A 22,105-nucleotide genomic window follows, 5' to 3' on the forward strand; every position below is an offset into this window, starting at 1 on the left:
TCAAAGTTATTTCTTTATAACATTATATTTAAATCCCTATATTTTGTCAACACTAACTACTGCCTGAGAAGCAATTCCTTTACCTTCACCGGTAAACCCAAGGCCCTCAGTGGTTGTAGCCTTTACATTTATACAATCTATATTAATACTTAAAGCCTCAGAAATATTACGCCTCATTTCTTCAATATGCGGTGCCATTTTAGGTTTTTGTGCAATTATAACTGCATCTATATTATTAACTTTATATCCTTTTTCCTTCAATTTATTATTAACCTTAGCAAGAAGTTTAATACTTGAAATTCCTTTATATTTTTCATCGGTATCGGGAAAATGCTTACCAATATCACCTAATGCCACGGCTCCAAGCATTGCATCCTTTATAGCATGAAGTAAAACATCGGCATCGGAATGACCTAGAAGTCCTTTTTCATAGGGTATATCCACTCCACCTATAATGAGCTTTCTGTCTTTAACTAATTTATGTACATCATATCCTATTCCAACACGCATATTGTTCATCCTTTCAGATTGAGATTAACTTTTAAATTAATGTATTATTCTAACTCCTTAAATGCTATTTACTTTTAATGTATTTCTGCATATTTCCCAGGAAATTATAAATTTATTTCCTATTTCGACTAAAGTATATCATATTCTTCATTAATCTGAAAACTATAAATCCTACAAGTTTTATATTTACAATCGCAAAAATATAAGGGCTTATTTCTAAGCCCTACTAAAATCTATCTATTACTTTACTCTTTTATCTCCAGTTATTCCCTTTAACTCTTTATATTCCTTTACCATTCTATATGGTTTTGTCACAACTCTAAAGGGAATGGAACATAAAAACTTCGATAAATCCTTTTTAATTTCATTGCTCATTCTCTCGGGTTTGCTAGAAACCCTTTTTAATATATTCATGGCATATGTGGACATTACAAGATTTTCATCAATTTCTAAAAATGCTTTGCATTCTAAACAGGTTATTTTTTCAATATCTTCTCCAATATATATTACTTCATGGGGAGTGTTTTTTCTGCAATTAACACAGTATAAATCAGCTTTCATTTTTGTAATACTCATATAAACACCTCTTTAAAGATCTATCTATATCAAGTATACCCTATTTTTGCTTTAGATAATATATATTTATGAATATATTGGCTACTTTATGATTGATAAACCCTATTTCCATAGGCTGATTTTTTTATTCTTCGAAATTACTCCCTATTAGATTCTTTAATTCTGAAACTGCTTTAATTTCATCCTGCCCTTCGGCTATAATAGTGAGTTTAATACCCTTTCCTGCTCCCATACTGAGGATTCCCATTATACTCTTTGCATTGTATTCTTGTCCGTCCTTAACAACTTTTATATCCGATGAATACTTGGATGCCTCCTTAACAAAGATACTTGCAGGCCTTGCATGTAAACCTGTTTCATTTCTTAAAACAACTTCTATTTTTCTCATTTTATTCCTCCCTTATCTGTATTTAAGTTTAAAGCTGTTTTTTAGGCAAATGTATACTACATCCTAAAGCATCTCCACATGCCTCCATAAAGGCTTCAGAAAAGGTTGGATGTCCATGTATAATTTTAACTACTTCATTAATTGTTATCTCCATTTCCATTAATGCAGCAGCCTCATTAATTATTTCTGCTGCTGATGGACCTATTATATGTACTCCTAGTATTTCTCCATATTTTCTATCTACTATTACTTTTACAAATCCCTTTATTTCCCCTGAAGCTAAGGCCCTACCATTTGACCCAAAGTTAAACCGTCCTATACTTATATCATATTTTTTTCTAGCTTCATCTTCTGAAAGACCTACACATCCTACCTCTGGAAGTGTATAAATACATCCTGGAACATTGGCCAGATTAATTTTTTCACTTCCACCCATGGCATTTGAAGCTGCTATTTCTCCCATTTTAAATGCAGCATGGGCTAACATATTAAGTCCATTTATATCTCCCGGTGCATATATCCCATTTATACTTGTTTCCATATATTCATTAACCTGTATTTTCCCCCTTTCCATTTGGAAGCTTACATCTCCTATCCCATCTAAATCTGGTACTCTTCCAATGGATAATAAAGCTTTATCTGTTTTTATAATTTCATTATTATGTAAATATATAATCAATTTATTATTGTTTTCTTCTATTCTTTTAACTCCTGAGGATGTAAATATATTTATTCCCTTTGATTTAAGATTGTTAAATAATTCAAGGGAAATATCTTTATCCATTAGGGGAACAATTCTATCCTGCATTTCAATAATTGTTACTTCACTGCCATATGAGCTAAATACTGTGGCAAGTTCTACTCCTATAACTCCACCACCTATTATAGCCAAGCTTTTAGGAATTTCCTTTAAATCTAGAATCTCGCTGCTGGTAAGAACTAAGGGACTTTCTATCCCCTGTATATTTATTTTGGCTGTTTTAGAGCCTCCAGCTAATATTATTTTTTTACCGTCTATAATCTTGGAAGCATTAATTATAACTCTTTTATCTTTTGTTATTTTCCCTACTCCATTATAAGTAGTTACTCCATAGCTTTTCAGTAGTCCCATAACTCCAGTTGTAAGAGTTTCAACCACTTTGTTCTTTTCATCTACTACTTTATTCATGTCTATTTCAATATTTGAATTTTTTAGAATTATACCTCTGTTATTTGAATACTTTATTGTTTCTATAATTTCAGCATTTCTTAAATATGTCTTTGTAGGAACACATCCCCTATTAAGGCAGGTTCCACCTACTACATCCTTTTCTATTAAAGCTACTTTCCCATTTAATTGTGCAGCCTTAATAGCAGCCACATAACCTGCTGGTCCACCTCCAATAACAATTACATCATAGTATTCATTTTTTCCATTTTGATCTTTATTACTTTTTGTTTTAGGCATTATTATTTCCATTGCCAAACTTAAAACTCCCTTCTGTAGATAAATAATATTAATACGGAAAATAAATTTCAAAGTAAATGATGGGGTTTATAAGCTTATGATTTAAATTAAAAGCTTCATTGGATTTTCCAGTAAATCCTTAAGATATTGTAAAAACTTAGCACCGGGAGCTCCATCTATAACCCTATGGTCTACCGTAAGGCTTAAGCACATTATTGGTCTAATATCAGGTTTTTTATTGATAACTACCATTTTATCTGTAATTGTATTTACACCTAAAATAGCACTATTGGGTTGATTGATGATAGGGTTAAAATGTGTTATTCCAAACATCCCCAAATTACTGATGGTAAATGTACTTTTCTCCATTTCATCGGGTAAAAGCTTGTTGTTTTTAGTACGTTCAATTACATCCTTGGTAGAGTTTACAATTTCACTCAAGGATTTTTTATGGGTATCTCTTATAACTGGAACTAATAACCCTTCATCTAATCCTACTGCCAATCCAATATTAACGTAATTATGTAATAAAATACCTTCTTCTACCAAAGAAGCATTTACAATAGGATATTTCATCAATGCTTTGGAAACTGCCATTATAATTATATCTGTAAATGTAATTTTATTTCCTGTTTCATTAAATATAGAATCCTTTACTTCATTTCTCAAAGCTTTTACATTAGTCATATCAACATCTATATTTAATGTGAAGGTTGGAGCTGTAAAGTAACTATCCCTCATTCTGCTGCCAATTACCTTTCGCATACCTGTAAGGGGAATAATTTTGTCCTCTTCCTCCCTTAGATTCTTTTCATGACTCAAGTATTTTTCTACATCGGCTTTTAAAACCTTATTTTTAAAGCCGCTGCCTTCAATATCTTCTATATTTATGCCTTGAGCCTTAGCAATATTTGCTGCCAATGGCGTTGACCTTTTCCTTGATTTTTCTATTTCCCTGAAGCTTTCTACATCACATAGCTGAATTCTTCCCTTTGGTCCCGTTCCTCTTATTTGTGAAAGCTCTATATGTTTTTCCCTTGCTGCTCTTCTAGCAGCAGGAGTAGCTCTGATCTTTGTATTTGAAAAAGAGATTTCTTCTCTTTGAGTTTCCTTTATTTGATTTTCTTTTGGAGTTACATGTTTTCCTTCATTCCTCTTCTTTGTTTCTTCATAGGCATCAGGAATTTTTTCTCCTTCTTCTCCTATATATGCAATAGTTGAAAAAACTGGCAATACTTCTCCTTCTTTAGCTATAGTTTTTAAGAGAATACCACCTACTTCAGCTTCAACCTCCATATTAACCTTGTCTGTTAATATTTCCAGTATAGCTTCTCCCTTTTCTACTTTGTCCCCTTCTTCTTTAAGCCATTTAATAACAGTTCCTTCTTCCATGGCCATACCAGCTTTGGGCATTATGACTTCTGTTGCCATATATTCCTCCCTCCTTTATCTATTCATAACTTTATAAATCGCTTCTTTAATATCATCTTCACTTGGAACTACTGCCTTTTCCAGTTCAGGATTATATGGAATAGGTACATCTTTACCTGCCAATCTTAATACTGGCGCATCTAAATAATCAAAGGCTTCGCTTTCTGTAATTACTGCTGCAATTTCTCCAGCATATCCACCGGTTTTTACCGCTTCATTTACAACTATTGCCCTTCCAGTTTTTGATACGGATTTTATAATTGTTTCCTTATCTAATGGTACTAAAGTCCTTGGATCAACTACTTCTACACTTATTCCTTCTTTTTCCACTTCCTTAGCCACATTTAAAGCTCTTTCAAGCATCCTGCCATATACAATTATTGTTACATCAGTTCCTTCTCTTTTTATATCTGCTTTACCCAAGGGTATAATAAAATCTTCTTCTTCTGTAACTACACCTTTTTTTCTATATAATAATTTTTGTTCTACGAAAATTACAGGATTGTCATCTCTGATTGATGCTTTCAATAGCCCCTTTGCATCTTCTGGGGTAGAGGGTGCTACTACCTTTAGTCCTGGTACATGACAGAACCATGCTTCTAAACTTTGAGAATGCTGTGCTGCTGCCCCTGTACCTGATCCGGCAGGACAACGAACCACCATTGGTACCTTAGCCTTTCCTCCAAACATATATCGTATCTTTGCAGCTTGATTAACAATTGAATCCATTGCTATTGTACTAAAGTCCATAAACATTATTTCTGCAATCGGTCTTAATCCAGTTACTGCCGCTCCTGCTGCTGCCCCTGCAATAGCTGCTTCTGAAATAGGTGTATCCCTAACTCTTTCTTCTCCAAATTCATCTATCATTCCAACGGATACTCCAAAGGCTCCCCCATATAGGCCTATGTCTTCGCCAATAAATATGACATTTTCATCTCTTCTCATTTCTTCACTCATTGCTTCTCTTATAGCCTCAGCATATGTTATTTCTCTCATTTTTTTACCTCCTTTATGCATATATATCTTCAAGCAGACTTTCTATTGGTGGGTTTGGACTATTGTTTGCAAAGTCCACGGCCCCATCTATATCATCAATTGCCTTTTTTTCTATAACCGATATCTCATCTTCTGTAAGAACTTCATTTTCTAAAAGGTATTTTCTTAATCTCTTTATTGGGCATTTTTTCTTCCACTTTTCTATTTCTTCCTTTGTTCTATATATATTTGCATCACTCTTTGAATGTCCCAGCCATCTATATGTCTTGCTTTCAATTAATACAGGGCCCTTGCCGCTCCTTACATATCCTGCTGCTTCCTTAACCCTTTTATATACTGCTACTGCATCATTTCCATCCACTATATAACCTGGTATTCCATATGATTCAGCACGTTTTGCAATATCCTCTATATTCATATGCTTTGCCATAGGAGTTGACATACCATATAAATTGTTTTCACAATAAAATATTACTGGTAATTTCCATACTGAAGCAAGGTTCAATGCTTCGTGAAAACTGCCTTCATTTGCAGCTCCATCTCCAAAGAAACACAATACTATTTTTCCTGTTTTTTTAATTTGCTGGGTCAAGGCTGCTCCCACTGCAATACCATGACCTCCACCAACAACACCATTTGCTCCAAGATTTCCTGCAGCCACATCTGCTATATGCATAGAGCCACCTTTGCCTTTACAATATCCCGTTTGCTTACCTAAAAGCTCGGCCATCATTCTATTTAAATCAATTCCCTTACCTATTACCTGACTATGGCCCCTATGGGTGGCTGCCATTAAATCATCATCATTTAATGCCATACATGCAGCCACGCCTGATGCTTCTTCCCCCACTGAAAGGTGAGTTGTCCCATGAACCATTCCCCTTGCGAAAAAATAGCTGACTTTTTCTTCAAAAGCCCTGGCTTCATTCATTCGCTTATACATCTCTTTAAAGGTTTCTTTACTTATATCCACTTTCTTTACCTCCTACTTTTTTCTAATTATTTCTTAATTAAAATATTTCTTGAATTACTTTTTAATAATAATAAATTATCCCCCTTATATATAAACTTTGCTTTAATTACTATCAGTTTATATAAGCAAATAATATGCCATTTATATTCAAATAACTTTTAAAATCCTTAGAAGGGTTTTATTCTACTAGTATTATTTATTTTTCCCAAAATAGATAGAGAGAGATTTTTTGCTTTTAAATGCAATGGTTTTTTATGTATGGTTTTTATTGTACTATCCAATTAGTTCTTCTTGTAAGCTTCTAAGCTTGTAAATTAATGTGGACCTATCAATATCAACCATATCATATGTTATTAATTGGCCTTTTTTAACATCTTTAGTTAAAACCGCATTCTTATTAATTAAGCCTAGTGGAACAGCATTTTCTTTTCTTGCTTTCTCATAAGTATCTATACTTCCATAAACAGTAAATCCGCCTATACCATCTAGTCTTTCGCCTCTATTCATATCTTTCTTTGCTATTGTCAAAGTTTCAGCTATTGGCTTTCCATCCATTGGTGCAATTGTAGGCTCTTTGTATATATAAGCCCTTGCGGCAGTTAATGGAGTTTCTAAACTACATAAATGATATGGACGATAAAGTACATAATTTGGTCCTGAGCCCATGCTTAGATATTGCATCTCATGATGGATTTGTGGGAGTTTAGTTGTTACAATAATAAACACACCCGGTGCAACCCCATTTACATAGTCTACAATTTTATATTTGTTTAGTATTCCACCCTCTTCTTTTAATTTGAACATTTCTGGAAGTTCATGAACTTTTCCAATAGGTCCATGTCCTCCTCTTATATCAGGAATAAATCCCATAGAATTTGCCATAGCAGTCATTTCTACCATAGTTTTTGTTCCGTCTTTAAAACAAGCTAACATTTTAGGACTCACTCCTGATTTTAAAGCCTGTTCTCTGACACTATCGGGATTTGCCTCACGGTTTACCGGATTATTTTTACCTTTTCCAATAGCCACAATATCGAATCCCATTCCATCTGCAAAGTCATATAATTCTTTAACTGCTCCTGGTTCATCTCCTGCTGTACCAGTATAAATTACGCCTGCATTATCCGCCATTTTTTTAAGTATAGGCCCTATAACAACATCAGTCTCAACATTTAACATTACAATATGTTTTCTATTTAAAATCGATTCCATTGCAATTTTTGCACCTACATCGGGAACTCCTGTTGCATCTACTACAGCATCTATTAAATTAGCTTTAACGGCTAGATCTGCATTATCAGAAACTACAAATTTGCCCTTCTCCATTGCATAATTCACATCCTGCAGCTTTTTAGCTACTACAATATCTTCTTTTTTAACTCCAGTTAAGGTATAAGCTTTTATTGCATTTTCCACATCAATATCAATTACTAATGAAGGCTTCATTCCCTTCATTAAAGACATCTGACTTACCATGCCCTTTCCCATTTGACCAGCGCCAATAAGTCCTATTTGAATTTGTTTTCCTTCTTCTTCCAATTGTTTCAATCTTGTATTTAATCCTAGCATCTTCATTCCTCCTAATTTTTTATTTATAAGCTATTTTGATTCTTGAAATTATTTTCAATGTTATAAATTTATTTCATAAATGCTATAAAAAAATATTATTGTTTCCAATAAATATTTTAGAATTGAGGAAATTTTTAATAAATCTATTGTAAAATAAATTGGAGTTTAACATTACTATATAAAGATTTAATAGTTTATACATGTCCAAAACTCCCAAGAGAGCTGGGTATTTGTACATGTATAAACTAAAACAGCAATTAATATATAATGATTTCATCACCTATTTTCATATGGGGTTTTTCTTTGTTTTCTAAACAAATTACCCCTGGTAAATCTGCTTCTTTTAATCCATTAAACTTAAATGTACAATGTCCCAATTCCTTTAATGTTTTATTAGCTTCATGGCCTATTGATGTTATTAAATATTCCATATTTCCAATTTTGATCCTATCTCCTGCCTCTATATTTTCTTGTAAATTCCCATATGTATGCAGCACTGATATTTCAGCTAATTCCGGGGGAGCATTGTCATTAAATATTATCATCATTCCACCATCTAAAAATTCTTTTACCATTTGTCCGAATTTTACTATTTCAACTTGATATTTCATAATCTACCTCCTAAAATTATTAGTGCCACAATTTTTTAAATTCTAATTTAATATTTTAATAAATTAATATAAACCAATACTAAACAAATATGCTATAATAACAGATATGGGACCTGTTATTAGTCTTGAAAACAGAATGGCCGGCACGCCAATTTCAACTGTTTCAGGTTCCGCTTCTCCTAAACTTAATCCAACAGGGATAAAATCACATCCAACTTGAGGATTAATAGCGAAAAGTGCTGGAAGAGCATATTGCGCTGGAATATTTCCCTTTCCTATTTCAACTCCAATTAAAACTCCTACTACTTGGGCAATAACAGCTCCTGGTCCTAATAAAGGTGAAAGCAGGGGAATCGCAGCCACTATAGAAATAACAAGTAATCCTATTATACTGCCGGAAAAGGGAGCAATTACATTGGCTATCAAATCTCCAATTCCTGATTTAAGAATAATTCCAATGAGCATTGAAACAAAAGCCATAAAGGGTAATATATTTTTTATTACGGAATCTATTGTTTCTCGCCCTGCTGAATAGAAAACTTTTACTACTTGTCCAGCACCTCTACCAATTTTTTCTATTATATTTTGATTTTTTGGAGTTCTTTCTGATGATTTTTTATAGGTTTCATTTTCCTTTTCTTCCTTGAATTCCTTTTCTTTTTCTAATACTTCTTCATCAATTAAAGTGATATCCTTTTCCCTTACTCCAGAAACATAAATATCTTCTTTAATATATTGTGCTAAAGGCCCAGATTGTCCTACAGGAGTTATATTTAGAGTAAAAATTCTTTTTTTAGGATAAACACCACATCTTGCTGTTCCTCCGCAATCAATAACTGCAATCATTATTCTTTCATCTGGAACTGTAGTTTTAAAACCATCTACGGCAGTTGCTCCCGTTAAATCAGCAATCCTTTGAGCTAATGGATGTATCCCTCCTCCAGTTACTGATAAAATTACATCTTTTTCTTTACTAGGTTTTATTAACAGGGGCCCTCCCCATCCACTGGATCCCTTAGTAATTTTAATAGCTTTATAAGACATCTAATTCACCTCACTATTTTTAAAATTTTCTCAAGCTGGAACATCTGACGATGTTTTTTTAGCCATCATACGTTTTGTTACCATCTCTGTAACCATTCCACGTATAAATATTACAATCAATCCTACAAGGAAAAATCTAATAGCAAGATCCCCTAAGGGTAATCCTAGCTTTTTTATTCCTTCTGCCACTCCAAGATAAACAAATAGTTCTGATGCATTGGCATGGGGAAAAAGTCCAGTTATAGGATGTACAAAGGATACGGCAGCATCATAAAAAGCCGGTTTATATTTTTCATCTAAAAACTTTCCAAATGTATAACACATGGGATTAGTTAAGAAAAATACAGCCATAAGCGGTAATATAGTATATCTTGTTATAACGTTTTTAGTTGCTATTTTAGCGATTCTGTTAACCTTTTCCTCTCCCACAAGCTTAATAATAGAATTTACTGCTGTTATTAATACAATTAATGTTGGTAATATACCTGTTACCAAGCCTACGAAGGTTTCTCCCCCTTGTTCAAACAGACCTATGAAGCCTTCGGCCAAATTGGCCATAGATTCAAACATTTGCTCTCCTCCTTATTTAAAGTTTTTTTATAAAAGCTTTATCCTTTAATTTTTTCAACTCACCCCCTCTAAAGCTTTTCTAATAGCTTTTATACTTTGTTTTCCTCTAACATTAGCTATTATGCTCTCTGCATCCTCTACATTCTTTCCAATGATGTGATTTTTTTTCTTAAACTTATTAAAAACTGTAAAGCCATTCATTTCTTCAGCATCAATAATATTATTCTTATCGTCTACTACTAAAATTACAATACTACCTGCAGCAAATCTTCCTTTTTGCTGGCCTATCAATATTTTCCCCTTTTTCTTTAGTTGCCTAATTCTTTCTCTGAAATGTTTAATTTGAAAATAAGATAATATTCCTTGAATCATCCACATTATAAATATAAAACCCAATACTTTTCCAATATTATTCAATTTTCAATCCCCCACGACCCTATTATTAAACATATTTTCTTTCAATATTATTTTTTCAAGAAAATAATATCGACTCTTATGTTTCACTATAAGCTAATCAATCGTCAAAATTATCTAGGTTCAATATTCCCTGAGCAGTTTTATCATCTACAATAAGTACATCTATATATCCTCCACGAAGAGCTGCTAAAATAGCTTTTGTCTTTTTCTCATGTCCAGCAACTCCTATAGTCAATGGTATATTTTTTATTTGATTCAAAGTAACGCCTATAACTCTATTATTATTTTCAAAAGAATCCCCTTGTCCAAATTTATCAATAAACAAACTGCTAATATCGGCAACTGCACCTTCCTGAACTAAGTTTTCTATCTGCTTTTTACTATAATATCCCGTTGCCAACATTGTAGAGGTATTTAATTGAGGAGAACCTATTCCTGTTATTGCTATATTTACTTTTTCCAGTAATTTTAAAAATGTTTGTATATTTTTATCTTCAATAAACATTTTTTTTCTTTCTGGATCGTCAATTATACAAGGTGCATGGAGTAATCTTGAATCAGCTTTAAATTTTTTTGCAAGCTCTAAAGCAATCTGATTTGAATGTATATCTATATTTGACTGTCCAAGGCCACCTAAAAGGGGAATAAATGTAACTTTATTTCTTCGATTATTCTTTACATATTTAGTAATTTCTTTTATTGTAGTTCCCCATGTAACGCCAATAATATCATCATCTTTTATTACACGCTCCAAATACTCGGCACTGGCCTTTGCAAGTTCCTGTTTAATCTCACGAGGTTCATTAGATTTGCTGTCAACAACAATGACTTCTTTTAATCCAAACTTCTTTTCCAATCCCTTTTCAAGATAAATATATTCATTAGGCAAAGGATTCAAAACTGAGATTTTTATAATCCCCTCTTCCTTAGCAGAATTTAAAATCCTTGATATAGATGATTTTGAAATTCCTAATTTCTTAGAAATCTGAGCTTGATTCAGCCCGTCCTCATAATACATTTGTGAACATCTAACTAGCAATCTTATATCATTTGTTTTATTATCCATGACAATCCTCCGTGAATTTTTTTTCAATGTGTAAAATATTTTTCATATGTTTACTATTATTATATGGTTGGTTTTTAAAACAGTCAACAATTGTTTATTTATTAACTTGTCATTTTATTTACTACTTCCTCATTAAATTTGCTAATGTATTTGATTTCCTATGTTTTAAAAAATTGAAAAATTCTGTGAATTTTGACGATTGTTAACAGGTTGATAGATTTTTTGTGGTTTTATGTTATTTTTTTAACATCTCAACAAACAAAATAAAACATCCCTTTTTATTCCTACTAAAAGGATGTTTTATAATTTGTATATTAAAATAAAATCTTTTCTATTGCGTACCCAACACCATTTTCAGATTGTGGAAGTGTTATAAAATCTGCTTTTTCCTTTACATTTTCTAAAGCATTTCCCATGGCCACTCCCATTCCTGCATATTCTATCATAGATATATCATTTTCTCCATCACCTATTGCTATTATTTCTTTACTTTCTATTCCATAATAGTCAGCTATTTTTTTTAGCATAATTCCTTTACTTGTATTTTTATTGTATATTTCTAGAAAAAAGGGCTTTGAAAATTCAATATTAATTTCTTGAGAATAGCTTTTTTCTAAAGCTCCTTTGACCTCAAGTAATTTCTTGTTATCAGCAATCATCAGCACTTTACTGACTAAATGGTTTTTATAAAAATCCGACAACTTCCCTACATTATTTACAGGTGCATGGGAATATTTCCTAAATAGTTTAATATCTTCGTCTTCATGATTAGCAAATAATTCATTTCCTGAAAATAAAACCATAGAAATATTTTTTTCTTCACAAATTTTTATAATATTCTCTGTTATTTCAGGCTCTATATCTTTTCTAAAGAAAATCTTTTCTAATTGGCTATCTATAACCATGGCTCCATTTAAAGAAACAATTAATTGGTTTAAATTTAGTTCCTTTGCAAATATATTTATGGAGTAAGCCTCTCTACCGGAAATAAGTATTATTTTAATATCTTTTTTTATTGCTGCATTAATACTTGCCTTTGTTTCCTGACTTATTACACCATCTGATCCGATCAGAGTGCCATCTACATCTAATGCTATCATCTTATACATAGTATCTTCCCCTTTATTTTTACAATAATTATTATCTTAAGCACTTTTATATGGAATTTTTAATAAAACCTGTACTCCACAATATACAGCAATATATAATTTTATACAAATATATTCTAATTTGAGTAAATTACATAATATATAAGGTAATTATGCAATTTACTCATTTATATAAAAAACATTTAAAATCAAAGGATTATCTTTACATACATTCTCTAATTATATCTAACACATCCTTTTCTTTCACCGGCCTTGGATTTTTCTTTAATGATCTTGACTGAAATGTTTTTTCTACAATTTCTTTTTCTCTTCCCTTCTTATACCCTGCCTCTAATAATGTCTTTGGAATCGGCATGCTTTTTATTAGTTTTCTAATCTGCTCTGAAGCCTTCATATTTCCACCCAATAACACACTAATTTCTTCATATCTATTATGACATGTTTTATCATTGTATTCAATAACTACAGGCAATAATATAGCATTTGCAACTCCGTGGGGAATATGGAAAAGAGCACCTAGCGGATGGGAAATAGAATGGGCAACACCTACACCGGTTTGAGAAAAGGCCAGTCCAGCAATTACACTACCCAAAGCCATATTCGCCCTTGCATCTTTGTCCAATCCATTATCTACTGCTTTAACTAAATTTTGACCTATTAGCTCTATGGCTTTTCCTGCTAAAGCTAAAGTAATTGGATTAGCTGCTAATGAAGTGTAGGATTCTATAGCATGGGTCAATGCATCCATCCCTGAAGCTGCGGTAATTGCATCGGGCATTGAATAAGTAAGGGTAGGATCTATTATACTAAGTTTTGACTGAAACCTAGGGTGGGCTATGCTATTTTTATTTCCTTTACTTTTATTATATAAAACTGAATTTAATGTTATTTCACTTCCAGTTCCAGAAGTTGTAGGGATACCAATAAAGGGTATTCCCCTATATTCAAAGGGTTCTTTGTTAAGATAACTGAGAGTTTTCAGGTTTTGATTATAAAGTCCTGCTGCAGCTTTGGCAACATCTAAAGCGCTGCCACCGCCAACACCTATAATAAATTCTACACCTTCTGTCTTAGCTAGATTTCTAACTTTATCAACCATTTCTGTATCTGGCTCACCCTTTACTTCATCAAAAATAAAGAAGGATATTTTAGATTTCTTTAAACTACTAATTATTTTATCTAAGGCACCAGATGATTTTGTAGATTTCTTTCCTGTAACTATAATACACTTACTGCCAAAGGCTTTAACCTTTTCTCCTAAGCCATCAATCGTATTTTCTCCAAAAACTATATTGTTTGGTAGATTAAGTAAAAAATTCATCTTGCGGTTTTCTCTCCTTTCAGCTTTAAGCAACCAGATTAGTATTTTGATACAAATTATTAAAACTAAAATATACAAATTAATAATATAAGGCTATTTTACTATACATTATAATTATAATCTGTAAAAAATCAACCAATAGAAGTTTATATATAATTTAATTAACTCCTATTGGTTTTGGTATTATAGATAAGCAAGATTATCATTTAAAATAGATTTCAAAGAAAATAATGAATGCTCCTATATTTTTCATTTGATATTTATTAAACCTTAAAGCTGTTTTATCTTTAGATTAATTTTATAAATAAGATAATATTTCTTTACAAGCTTCATCCATATTTAATTTTGTAATAAAAGCAGTTCCCACAACAATTGGTATATCAGTTTTAAATTTATTGGGACCTATTAAGACAATTACATTGGGCTTTTCTTCTTCCAAATTTACTTCATAAACGTTTTTACCCTCTACCTCTACGTTAACACCTTCTTTTAAACAATAATCTTTTATAGTATTTACTGCAAATTTTTTTTTGTTTTCAGAAGTCCCACAAGCAACAAGTATCTTTTTCATATATTTTACCTCCTATAGATAATTGAGGAAATTTCATAATACATGTAAAAATTTTTAAAATGCAAAATGTAGTAGAGAAAGTCAGGTAATATTCCTACATATTGTATTTTAAAATTAATAATGTTAATTATGTAAGTTTCTCAATTAACATTAAAACCTATATCACTGTAAAGTTAAGTTATTGAAAGGTTCTTCCTCCATCTAAAATAATAGTTTGCCCATGAATATACGAAGCCTTATCAGAAGCTAAGAAGCATACTAAATAAGCAACATCCTCTGGTCTTCCTAATCTTTTTATGGGAATAGCATCAACTAAAGCATTGCGTTTTGCCCCATTAGGATAAAGCTCATTTAATATTTCTGTTTCAATAACTCTTGGAGCTATAGCATTTACATTTATTCCCTTTCCTCCTAATTCCTTAGATAGCGCCCTTAAAAGCCCATGTTGCCCTGCTTTAGATGCTGCATAATGTGCGCCGCCCCCACTACCTGTAAATGCAGATCCCGATGTAATAAATATAATCTTTCTTTTCTGTTTTTCATTTTTATCTAATAAGTCATTTAGAAAGGCTTTAACTGTAAAAAATGAACCAGTAAGATTTACATCAATAACTTTCTTCCATTCTTCTAATTTTAAATCCTTTATATTTCTTCTAAAACTAATTCCTGCATTTACTATTAATATATCTACTTTTTTAAATCTTGCAATAACCTTATTTCTAAAATTAATCAAATCTTGATAATGACTAACATCTGTTTGTGTAAAAATTGAAATTCCACCATTTTCTTTAATTATATTACAAGTATCTAAACCATCTTCTTTAGATATATCAGCCACTGCAATCTTTCCACCTTCTCGGGCCATCTCAATAGCAATTCTCCTACCTATCCCTTTACCTGCGCCGGTTATTGCAATTACTTTATCCTTTAAACACATGGCATATTCCTCCCTTGCAATAAGAAAATCATCATATTAGGGTTCTATTATTATTTTTAAAGAATTCTGCTTTGTATCTGTAGTTATATCTATAGCCTTTTGTAATTCATTAAGCTTAATTTTATGGGTTATCATTTTATTTACATCAATTCTCTTTTCACTTATTAACTTAATAGCGATATCATAATCAAAGGGAGATGAAGAATAACTGCCAAATATACTTATCTCGTCATTAAAAAATCTTTTGGAATTAATGGCTACAGTAGAATTAATATCAAAGGGAGAAAAAACCAAAATTTGTCCACCTCTAGCTATACACTTTACGGAGTCCTTCAACAAAGAAGATATACTTGTGGCAATTATAGCGGTATCTATCCCTTTGCCCTTTGTTATTTTTTTTATTCCTTCTATCAAATCCTCTTGTGATACGTCTATAACTTCATCTGAACCTGCTTCCTTGGCCTTGGAAAGCTTATAAGTAGAAATATCACTAACTATAACTTTACTTGCACCTAAAAATTTCATTAGCTGACAAAACAAAATTCCTACTTGCCCCGCTCCCATTATAAGAACACTGTCTCCATATCTTACATTTAGCTTATTTACTCCATACAAACAACAAGCTAAAGGTTCTACCATCGATGTTTCCTGAAAACTCATATTTTCTGGAATCTTATGCATAGTATGTTTTACATTATCTATCGGAACTCTGATATATTCTGAAAATCCACCTGGATATATATTTGTTTCTCTAAAATGACTACATAAAGTATAATGTCCTTTTCTACAGTATTCGCAAGTAAAACATGGAACATGATGGGCAAAAAAAACTCTATCACCTATATTGAATTTTTTCACATCTTTTCCTACTTCAACAATCTCACCTGCTACTTCATGCCCTAAAACCACAGGGGGCTTTACAGTTTTGTGAAGAACTTTATGAACATCTGTACCGCATAATCCACAGCTCTTCATTTTTACAAGTACTTCTCCAAAGCCAATCTCAGGCTTTTCTAGCTCTTCATATCTTATATCTCCAATATCATAATAAACAGCTGCCTTCATTTCTTTTCTCCTTCCTACCAATTACGCTTTTATGGTAGAATTTTCACTTTTATATATTTACATTTTAAACAAAATTTTCTAAAATATTATTAGGTATACTTTTCAATTTTACGCAAGTATTAATATAAATATTAATACTTGCTATTTTTTTTAATTATCTTTATGATCTTTACTAATTATCTCAACTATTTTATTTATGTCATTTTCTATACCTACACCTGTTAAAAATGATATCGCTACTACAACAGGTACATCATTTATGGTATTTTTATATGGGGTTGTTGTAATAATTAAATCAACATCATCTAATTTAGAATCCAATTCTGAAACTTTACACTGTTGTACATTAGCAGCTGCTCCATGTTGATCCAATAATGTCTTTAGTTTCTTAACCACAACTGTAGATGTGGCTATACCAGTACCACAGGCCACTAATATTTTTTTCTGCTTCATATAGCTCCCCCTTTATATATTATTTTATAGTTTCTTTCTCAAATTGTTTTCTTATATCTTTCCTTGTCCAGTACCACATTCCAGCATATAGAAGTGTACCAAAAACTCCAGCTAAAAACATAGGAGTATTTTTATAATCTATAAGTTTTAATATTAACCATAATGTAATATGGCAACTCATATCTATGCCAGAAATCATAGTTGCCCCCTCCGGAAAGTCAAATCCTACTGCATGTCCCATCTGCGTGGTAAGAGGTCCTAAATTAGTTGCTATAAAAAATACTAAACACATTGAAATTATAGAATTAATTACTCCTCTAAAAATATCGCCTCTAGAAGCAGCCACAGCCCATATTACAGTAAATGGCAATACTACTAAATCTGCAAATGGCAGCATTTTATTATAAGGTAAAATAACTGCTAATAATATTGTAATAGGAACCATTATGAGAGCTACTGCCATATTAGCAGGATTCCCTATAACTACAGCAGCATCTAATCCAATATATACTTTTTTACCGGGAAATCTTTTTGATATAAATTCCCTTGCACCTTCGGAAATAGGTATTAAGCCCTCCATTAATAAAGCAACCATTTTAGGCATAAGTACCATTATTGCACCCATTTGAATCCCTAGTTCTAAAATTCCAGCTAAATCAAACCTTCCTAGTATTCCCAAGATAAGTCCTAACACAAGTCCCATCATTAGAGGTTCTCCAAATATTCCAAGCCTTTTCTTTAATGCCTCTGGGTCAGCTTTCACTTTATCAAATAGAGGAATTTTATCTTCAATTTTATTTAATGCATACATTATAGGTGCAAAATTAACTGTTTCTCCATGTGGTAAAGAAATCCCCGGTAATCCAAAATGATTTTCAACAGCCGGAGCTGTCCAGTCCGCCAATTTAAAAATTATAGCTGCATTAACTAAAGTTAATAAAATGGATATCCAGATGTTTTGAGTTGCATAGTACACCATAGCTCCTGGAAAAATTAAATGCCAGTAATTCCAAATATCAACATCCATGGTTTTAGTAAAGTTCACTGATAAAAGTATTATATTGAAAAAGAAAATTATTGGTATTAATATAGCTGCGATAGGAGTGGCAAAAGTTATGGCTGCACCTATTGGCCATCCAACATCTATAATGTCAAGATTAAGTCCTAATGATTCAACTAAGGATTGAGCTGCTGCTCCTAAAGAACTTGTTAATAAACCAATTACCAAATTAATCCCCACAAATCCTACTCCAACTGTTACACCAGCTTTAAAAGATTTTTTTAAACTTTGCCCTAATATTAATCCAAATATAGTTAATATAATTGGCAACATAATAGCTGGTCCAAGACCAAGAATAAAATCAACTACAGTTTTGATAATCATAAATATCCTCCTTTTTAGTTTTTATTAGTGCTTTGACAATAAAAATAATCTATAGACTTACCATATATCACCACCTTCTTGTTTTATTATAAAAATCTCATAATATTATTTAAAATTTAATACAGGTGATATGCCTTCGCAAATTCTAAAGCCATATTATATAGTAGATAGTTTTTACTGAAGGTAATTATGCAATTTCCTCACCTATTAATTTAACAATCTCAGATTGGTTTTTACTTTTTCTAATATGTATCAAAGCATCATAATTCTGAATAAGATTTATAAGATTTTCTAAAACTTGTAATTGTTCTTTTGGATCTTTTATTGCCAACATGAATATTAATTCCACATCTACATGTCCTTCAGAATATCCCATCATATTAAATTTAACAGGATTTTTAAGTATTCCTATACTTATTGCAGCCTTATTTACATGTTTAGAATCTGTGTGGGGAATGGCTACCCCTACCCCTTTAGTTGGTAAACCTGTAGGAAAAATTTTTTCTCTATCTTTTACAGCCTTCATATAGCTTTCTTTAACAAAATTATTTTTATATAAAACTTCTGCAAGTATTTCAATAGCCTGATCAGAATCCTTTGCTTCCATATCTAGTACTATTAATTCTTCATTTAATAGCTTCTCAATCACTACCACTTAATTCCCTCCTTTGTATGTCAATAAAACATTTCTAATTCCTTCAAATCTGTTTTGTTCAATGATATTCATAAAATTATTTCTGTCTTGAAAAAAATCATAAATTTCTCCCATAGCTTTCATACATTGAGAAGTTAAAGCTAACATCATTACAAACTTAATTCTTTTTCCATCCCAATATATTTCTCTTTTTAGCTTACCTAGAGCAATTCCCGGTTTTAGAACATAACTAGGATTTGCATGGGGTATAACCACACCCTCTGTTAAAAATGTTGGTGCCATCTCTTCTCTAGTTAATACAGAATAAATAAAACCCTCTTTTACATACTTATTCTCAATTAATAATTTACTCAATTCAAAAATAACTTCTTCTTTGTATTTGAAATTCCCATTTAATATAGTCAACGAACTGTGGATTAAATCTAAAAGCCTATACTCATATCTATCCTTTTTTATATCAATAGTTTTGATATCATCATTTTCTATAAGATTCTTCAGCCTATTAACCCCATTACCTTTGGCGATATCTTCCAAGGATATAAAAGGAATATTATTCATATTAGGATTAACTGTTCCCACTATTGCAACTACATGGTTTTTACTTTGTATATTCAAAACAATATTTTTCATATTAGATTCCAATACTCCAATTGGTATAATTCTTATGGAGTCTTCATATTCACTAGTCACATTTTCTAAAAGCTCTTTTATCTTTTGTGCTGAGCCTTGCCCTGTTATACAAACTGTTATAATAGCTTTTCGTTTCTTAAAGCTTCTATTTTCTATTTTTTTGTTTGAATTTGTTAATCTACTTATATATTTTGTTTTTTCTTCAAGGGTATCTGCTATTTCATCTAAGTCAGCATCTGGAAGAATGGATCTTCTTACAGCTTCAATAACCATTACAGTATCTGTTCTATTTAAGCTTCTAGTCCTTATCCCAGTTTTTTGTGTTATTATCTCCCCAAAGGTTATTAATGATCCCATATCAACAAGTAATAAAACTCCCTTGCCTTCATCGACATTTTTAACAATATCAATTGACCGTTCCAATGCTATCTCTGGACTTTCATCCAAAGACATCTCTATTGATTTAGCATGGGCAACCCCTAATAATCTATTGGCCACATCAGCCATACCATTAGCTACTTTTCCATGGGATATAATTACAACTCCAACTCTGCCTTCAATTTCTGCCTCTTTCTCTTTTGTCATCATTCTTAAGTACATTGTTATAAAACCTGCTTCGTCTTCTGATAATTGAATATCAAGCTCTTCTTCCAATACCTCTGTCATTTCTAGGGCTATTTTGAATTCATGTTCATATTCTTTTTTAATCTTACTTAATTGAGGATTTCTTATCATTTTGCCTTTACTTATTCTTTCTATGGTTGTGCTCAAGTGGACAGCCAGAACATAATATAATTTACCTGCATCAATACCCAATTTCCACTTGGCAATCTTTATAATTTTTTCAACTGCATTTATTACTTCTATACCAACTATTTTTATTAAATCTTTTTTCTCTATAGGCCTTATATTATCTTCAACTTTTTTAATTAGCTTCTCTAATTTTTCTTCTATTTCATTTCCAATAATATAATTAATAATTTCCTGATTCATATCTTGATTTTGCAAATCATTATATCTATCCTCAATGTATTTATATATTTCATTGGGAAATATATAAATGCCTTCATTGCCTACAATCTTATCTGGCTTATTATCTGGATGAATAATTATATTAGAATCAATAGTAAGCCTTTGTATTTCAATTCTATTATTTTTTATTTTCAATAGCCCTTTTTTAGTATCTGAAGGTAACTCATTAATTGTTATCCTCATTATTTTAGATTTATTAACTACATGATTGAGAAAGCTTCTAGCACATGATACTTGAATATCGCTTCTTAATTGTCCTATATTACCAGGACAATCATATAATAGGAATGCTTTTAAAGCATCCTTGCATATTTTAATAGCACTATGAGTTCTACTCGCTTCTTTTCTAATAAACTCCTTAATAATTTCAAGCCTTTCCTTAAGGGGGCGTTTATCTAATGGAGGTAATTGTATAGTCATAGGTATTCTTCTTCTAAATGTATTAAGAAGAATAGAATCAGGATTTTCTGTTGTAGCTGCTAAAATAGTTACTTGTACTTTTCTTTCAATTTCAGTTTCTCCTAGTCTTCTAAATTTGCCTTTATCAATCAAATAGAAAAGTAATTCCTGACCTTTTGGAGGCAGTCTATGAACTTCGTCTAAAAAAAGCAAGCTTCCATCTGCTTTTTCTACTAATCCTTCTTTATCTATATCTGCCCCAGTAAAGGCACCTTTTACATATCCAAACAATTGAGCCATCAAGAGTTGAGGGTTGTCTGCATAGTCAGCACAATTGAAAACTATAAAAGGAGCATTATCTTTAATCATGTTTGATAACTTTGAAAACTCATACATTGCAATAGCCAGTTCACTTTTCCCAACACCCGTAGCGCCTAATATAAGGGTGTGTAAACCATGGGGTGGATATAACATTGCCGCCTTTGCTAATTGTATAAAGGGCTTCAAACTACCCTGAGCACCTATAATGTTTTTAAATGAAAATTTATTTGAGGGTTCTAATCTTATTTTTTCAATAGTTTCCTCCAAATCATTATTTACCATATTCAATTGATTTTTTTTATAATCTTTTAATTCTTTTCTACTTTGTCTTATGGTATGTCTTGATATATCAAATCCTCTTTTATTTACTTCTTTTGTAAGTTCCCTTTCTGAAATGTTTTTATCCATATGAAGAATTTCATCTATAGTTTTTAATAAAACTCTTTTTCTTCTTTCCCTGGAATCTGGAATACCAAGTTTTTGTCTTGAAAGGGTAACCAATTCTCTCCTAACGTTCAAAAGTTTAGACAACTCTGAATCAGTATAGGGATTCCTATTATTTTCTTTATTAATGAGCTCAATTAATTTCTTTTCCATAATTCTCCCCCTCGTCAATAAATTAAAAGC

The 22,105-nt window shown here is 31.6% G+C and carries 22 protein-coding genes; all 22 read right to left on the reverse strand.

The window, feature by feature from the left end; genetic code table 11:
- Positions 1-36 precede the first annotated feature (36 nt).
- Positions 37-510 carry a 2-C-methyl-D-erythritol 2,4-cyclodiphosphate synthase gene (gene ispF / locus B5X81_RS22965; protein ID WP_079495276.1) on the reverse strand — a complete coding sequence of 158 codons (474 nt, stop codon included), beginning with the start codon at positions 508-510 and terminating at the stop codon, positions 37-39.
- Positions 511-750: 240 nt separating this feature from the next.
- Positions 751-1,086, reverse strand: coding sequence for a hypothetical protein (locus tag B5X81_RS22970; protein WP_079495278.1), 336 nt, complete (start codon positions 1,084-1,086; stop codon positions 751-753).
- A 124-nt stretch (positions 1,087-1,210) separates the two neighbouring features.
- Entirely contained in the window at positions 1,211-1,474 is a 264-nt protein-coding gene (locus B5X81_RS22975) for an HPr family phosphocarrier protein (RefSeq protein WP_079495279.1), read from the reverse strand.
- A 28-nt stretch (positions 1,475-1,502) separates the two neighbouring features.
- Positions 1,503-2,933, reverse strand: a complete 1,431-nt coding sequence (lpdA, locus tag B5X81_RS22980; RefSeq protein ID WP_079495358.1) for a dihydrolipoyl dehydrogenase — start codon at positions 2,931-2,933, stop codon at positions 1,503-1,505.
- 90 nt (positions 2,934-3,023) lie between these two features.
- Positions 3,024-4,352: a 2-oxo acid dehydrogenase subunit E2 gene (locus tag B5X81_RS22985; RefSeq protein WP_079495281.1), complete on the reverse strand. Its 1,329-nt coding sequence runs from the start codon at positions 4,350-4,352 to the stop codon at positions 3,024-3,026.
- A gap of 15 nt (positions 4,353-4,367) precedes the next feature.
- The gene (locus B5X81_RS22990) at positions 4,368-5,351 is read right to left on the reverse strand and encodes an alpha-ketoacid dehydrogenase subunit beta (RefSeq protein WP_079495282.1); all 984 of its coding nucleotides are present in this window, start codon (positions 5,349-5,351) and stop codon (positions 4,368-4,370) included.
- Between the two features lie 13 nt (positions 5,352-5,364).
- Positions 5,365-6,324, reverse strand: coding sequence for a thiamine pyrophosphate-dependent dehydrogenase E1 component subunit alpha (locus B5X81_RS22995; protein ID WP_079495284.1), 960 nt, complete (start codon positions 6,322-6,324; stop codon positions 5,365-5,367).
- 273 nt (positions 6,325-6,597) lie between these two features.
- A complete protein-coding gene (locus tag B5X81_RS23000) occupies positions 6,598-7,893 on the reverse strand; it encodes an NAD(P)H-dependent oxidoreductase (RefSeq protein WP_079495285.1) in 1,296 nt (431 codons plus the stop codon).
- A gap of 257 nt (positions 7,894-8,150) precedes the next feature.
- Positions 8,151-8,504, reverse strand: a complete 354-nt coding sequence (locus tag B5X81_RS23005; RefSeq protein WP_079495287.1) for a PTS glucitol/sorbitol transporter subunit IIA — start codon at positions 8,502-8,504, stop codon at positions 8,151-8,153.
- A gap of 63 nt (positions 8,505-8,567) precedes the next feature.
- Entirely contained in the window at positions 8,568-9,548 is a 981-nt protein-coding gene (srlE, locus tag B5X81_RS28235; protein WP_079495288.1) for a PTS glucitol/sorbitol transporter subunit IIB, read from the reverse strand.
- Between the two features lie 30 nt (positions 9,549-9,578).
- On the reverse strand, positions 9,579-10,118 hold the full coding sequence (gene srlA / locus B5X81_RS28240; RefSeq protein WP_079495289.1) for a PTS glucitol/sorbitol transporter subunit IIC: 540 nt from the start codon (positions 10,116-10,118) through the stop codon (positions 9,579-9,581).
- A gap of 54 nt (positions 10,119-10,172) precedes the next feature.
- A complete protein-coding gene (locus B5X81_RS23020) occupies positions 10,173-10,535 on the reverse strand; it encodes a transcriptional regulator GutM (protein ID WP_079495291.1) in 363 nt (120 codons plus the stop codon).
- 97 nt (positions 10,536-10,632) lie between these two features.
- A complete protein-coding gene (locus B5X81_RS23025) occupies positions 10,633-11,601 on the reverse strand; it encodes a sugar-binding transcriptional regulator (protein WP_079495292.1) in 969 nt (322 codons plus the stop codon).
- 314 nt (positions 11,602-11,915) lie between these two features.
- On the reverse strand, positions 11,916-12,710 hold the full coding sequence (locus tag B5X81_RS23030) for a Cof-type HAD-IIB family hydrolase (RefSeq protein ID WP_079495294.1): 795 nt from the start codon (positions 12,708-12,710) through the stop codon (positions 11,916-11,918).
- A gap of 202 nt (positions 12,711-12,912) precedes the next feature.
- The gene (locus tag B5X81_RS23035; RefSeq protein WP_079495295.1) at positions 12,913-14,031 is read right to left on the reverse strand and encodes an iron-containing alcohol dehydrogenase family protein; all 1,119 of its coding nucleotides are present in this window, start codon (positions 14,029-14,031) and stop codon (positions 12,913-12,915) included.
- A gap of 298 nt (positions 14,032-14,329) precedes the next feature.
- Positions 14,330-14,602: a PTS sugar transporter subunit IIB gene (locus tag B5X81_RS23040; protein ID WP_079495297.1), complete on the reverse strand. Its 273-nt coding sequence runs from the start codon at positions 14,600-14,602 to the stop codon at positions 14,330-14,332.
- Positions 14,603-14,780: 178 nt separating this feature from the next.
- Positions 14,781-15,539 (reverse strand): SDR family NAD(P)-dependent oxidoreductase, encoded by a 759-nt coding sequence (locus B5X81_RS23045; RefSeq protein WP_079495298.1) that lies wholly within the window; start codon positions 15,537-15,539, stop codon positions 14,781-14,783.
- Between the two features lie 36 nt (positions 15,540-15,575).
- The gene (locus B5X81_RS23050; RefSeq protein ID WP_079495300.1) at positions 15,576-16,604 is read right to left on the reverse strand and encodes a zinc-dependent dehydrogenase; all 1,029 of its coding nucleotides are present in this window, start codon (positions 16,602-16,604) and stop codon (positions 15,576-15,578) included.
- 150 nt (positions 16,605-16,754) lie between these two features.
- Positions 16,755-17,057: a PTS sugar transporter subunit IIB gene (locus B5X81_RS23055; RefSeq protein ID WP_079495301.1), complete on the reverse strand. Its 303-nt coding sequence runs from the start codon at positions 17,055-17,057 to the stop codon at positions 16,755-16,757.
- A 19-nt stretch (positions 17,058-17,076) separates the two neighbouring features.
- A complete protein-coding gene (locus tag B5X81_RS23060) occupies positions 17,077-18,441 on the reverse strand; it encodes a PTS galactitol transporter subunit IIC (RefSeq protein WP_170917569.1) in 1,365 nt (454 codons plus the stop codon).
- Between the two features lie 187 nt (positions 18,442-18,628).
- The gene (locus B5X81_RS23065) at positions 18,629-19,096 is read right to left on the reverse strand and encodes a PTS sugar transporter subunit IIA (protein WP_079495303.1); all 468 of its coding nucleotides are present in this window, start codon (positions 19,094-19,096) and stop codon (positions 18,629-18,631) included.
- Positions 19,097-22,075 carry a sigma 54-interacting transcriptional regulator gene (locus tag B5X81_RS23070; protein ID WP_079495304.1) on the reverse strand — a complete coding sequence of 993 codons (2,979 nt, stop codon included), beginning with the start codon at positions 22,073-22,075 and terminating at the stop codon, positions 19,097-19,099.
- Positions 22,076-22,105: the final 30 nt, after the last annotated feature.

The sequence above is a fragment of the Maledivibacter halophilus genome (genome assembly GCF_900167445.1).
Taxonomy (GTDB): domain Bacteria; phylum Bacillota; class Clostridia; order Peptostreptococcales; family Caminicellaceae; genus Maledivibacter; species Maledivibacter halophilus.

Coding starts and splice junctions, on each gene's coding strand:
- ispF (WP_079495276.1), bottom strand. CDS start 510: ATGCGTGTTGGAATAGGATATGATGTACATAAATTAGTTAAAGACAGA.
- B5X81_RS22970 (WP_079495278.1), bottom strand. CDS start 1,086: ATGAGTATTACAAAAATGAAAGCTGATTTATACTGTGTTAATTGCAGA.
- B5X81_RS22975 (WP_079495279.1), bottom strand. CDS start 1,474: ATGAGAAAAATAGAAGTTGTTTTAAGAAATGAAACAGGTTTACATGCA.
- lpdA (WP_079495358.1), bottom strand. CDS start 2,933: ATGGAAATAATAATGCCTAAAACAAAAAGTAATAAAGATCAAAATGGA.
- B5X81_RS22985 (WP_079495281.1), bottom strand. CDS start 4,352: ATGGCAACAGAAGTCATAATGCCCAAAGCTGGTATGGCCATGGAAGAA.
- B5X81_RS22990 (WP_079495282.1), bottom strand. CDS start 5,351: ATGAGAGAAATAACATATGCTGAGGCTATAAGAGAAGCAATGAGTGAA.
- B5X81_RS23000 (WP_079495285.1), bottom strand. CDS start 7,893: ATGCTAGGATTAAATACAAGATTGAAACAATTGGAAGAAGAAGGAAAA.
- B5X81_RS23005 (WP_079495287.1), bottom strand. CDS start 8,504: ATGAAATATCAAGTTGAAATAGTAAAATTCGGACAAATGGTAAAAGAA.
- srlE (WP_079495288.1), bottom strand. CDS start 9,548: ATGTCTTATAAAGCTATTAAAATTACTAAGGGATCCAGTGGATGGGGA.
- srlA (WP_079495289.1), bottom strand. CDS start 10,118: ATGTTTGAATCTATGGCCAATTTGGCCGAAGGCTTCATAGGTCTGTTT.
- B5X81_RS23025 (WP_079495292.1), bottom strand. CDS start 11,601: ATGGATAATAAAACAAATGATATAAGATTGCTAGTTAGATGTTCACAA.
- B5X81_RS23030 (WP_079495294.1), bottom strand. CDS start 12,710: ATGTATAAGATGATAGCATTAGATGTAGATGGCACTCTGATCGGATCA.
- B5X81_RS23035 (WP_079495295.1), bottom strand. CDS start 14,031: ATGAATTTTTTACTTAATCTACCAAACAATATAGTTTTTGGAGAAAAT.
- B5X81_RS23040 (WP_079495297.1), bottom strand. CDS start 14,602: ATGAAAAAGATACTTGTTGCTTGTGGGACTTCTGAAAACAAAAAAAAA.
- B5X81_RS23045 (WP_079495298.1), bottom strand. CDS start 15,539: ATGTGTTTAAAGGATAAAGTAATTGCAATAACCGGCGCAGGTAAAGGG.
- B5X81_RS23050 (WP_079495300.1), bottom strand. CDS start 16,604: ATGAAGGCAGCTGTTTATTATGATATTGGAGATATAAGATATGAAGAG.
- B5X81_RS23055 (WP_079495301.1), bottom strand. CDS start 17,057: ATGAAGCAGAAAAAAATATTAGTGGCCTGTGGTACTGGTATAGCCACA.
- B5X81_RS23060 (WP_170917569.1), bottom strand. CDS start 18,441: ATGATTATCAAAACTGTAGTTGATTTTATTCTTGGTCTTGGACCAGCT.
- B5X81_RS23070 (WP_079495304.1), bottom strand. CDS start 22,075: ATGGAAAAGAAATTAATTGAGCTCATTAATAAAGAAAATAATAGGAAT.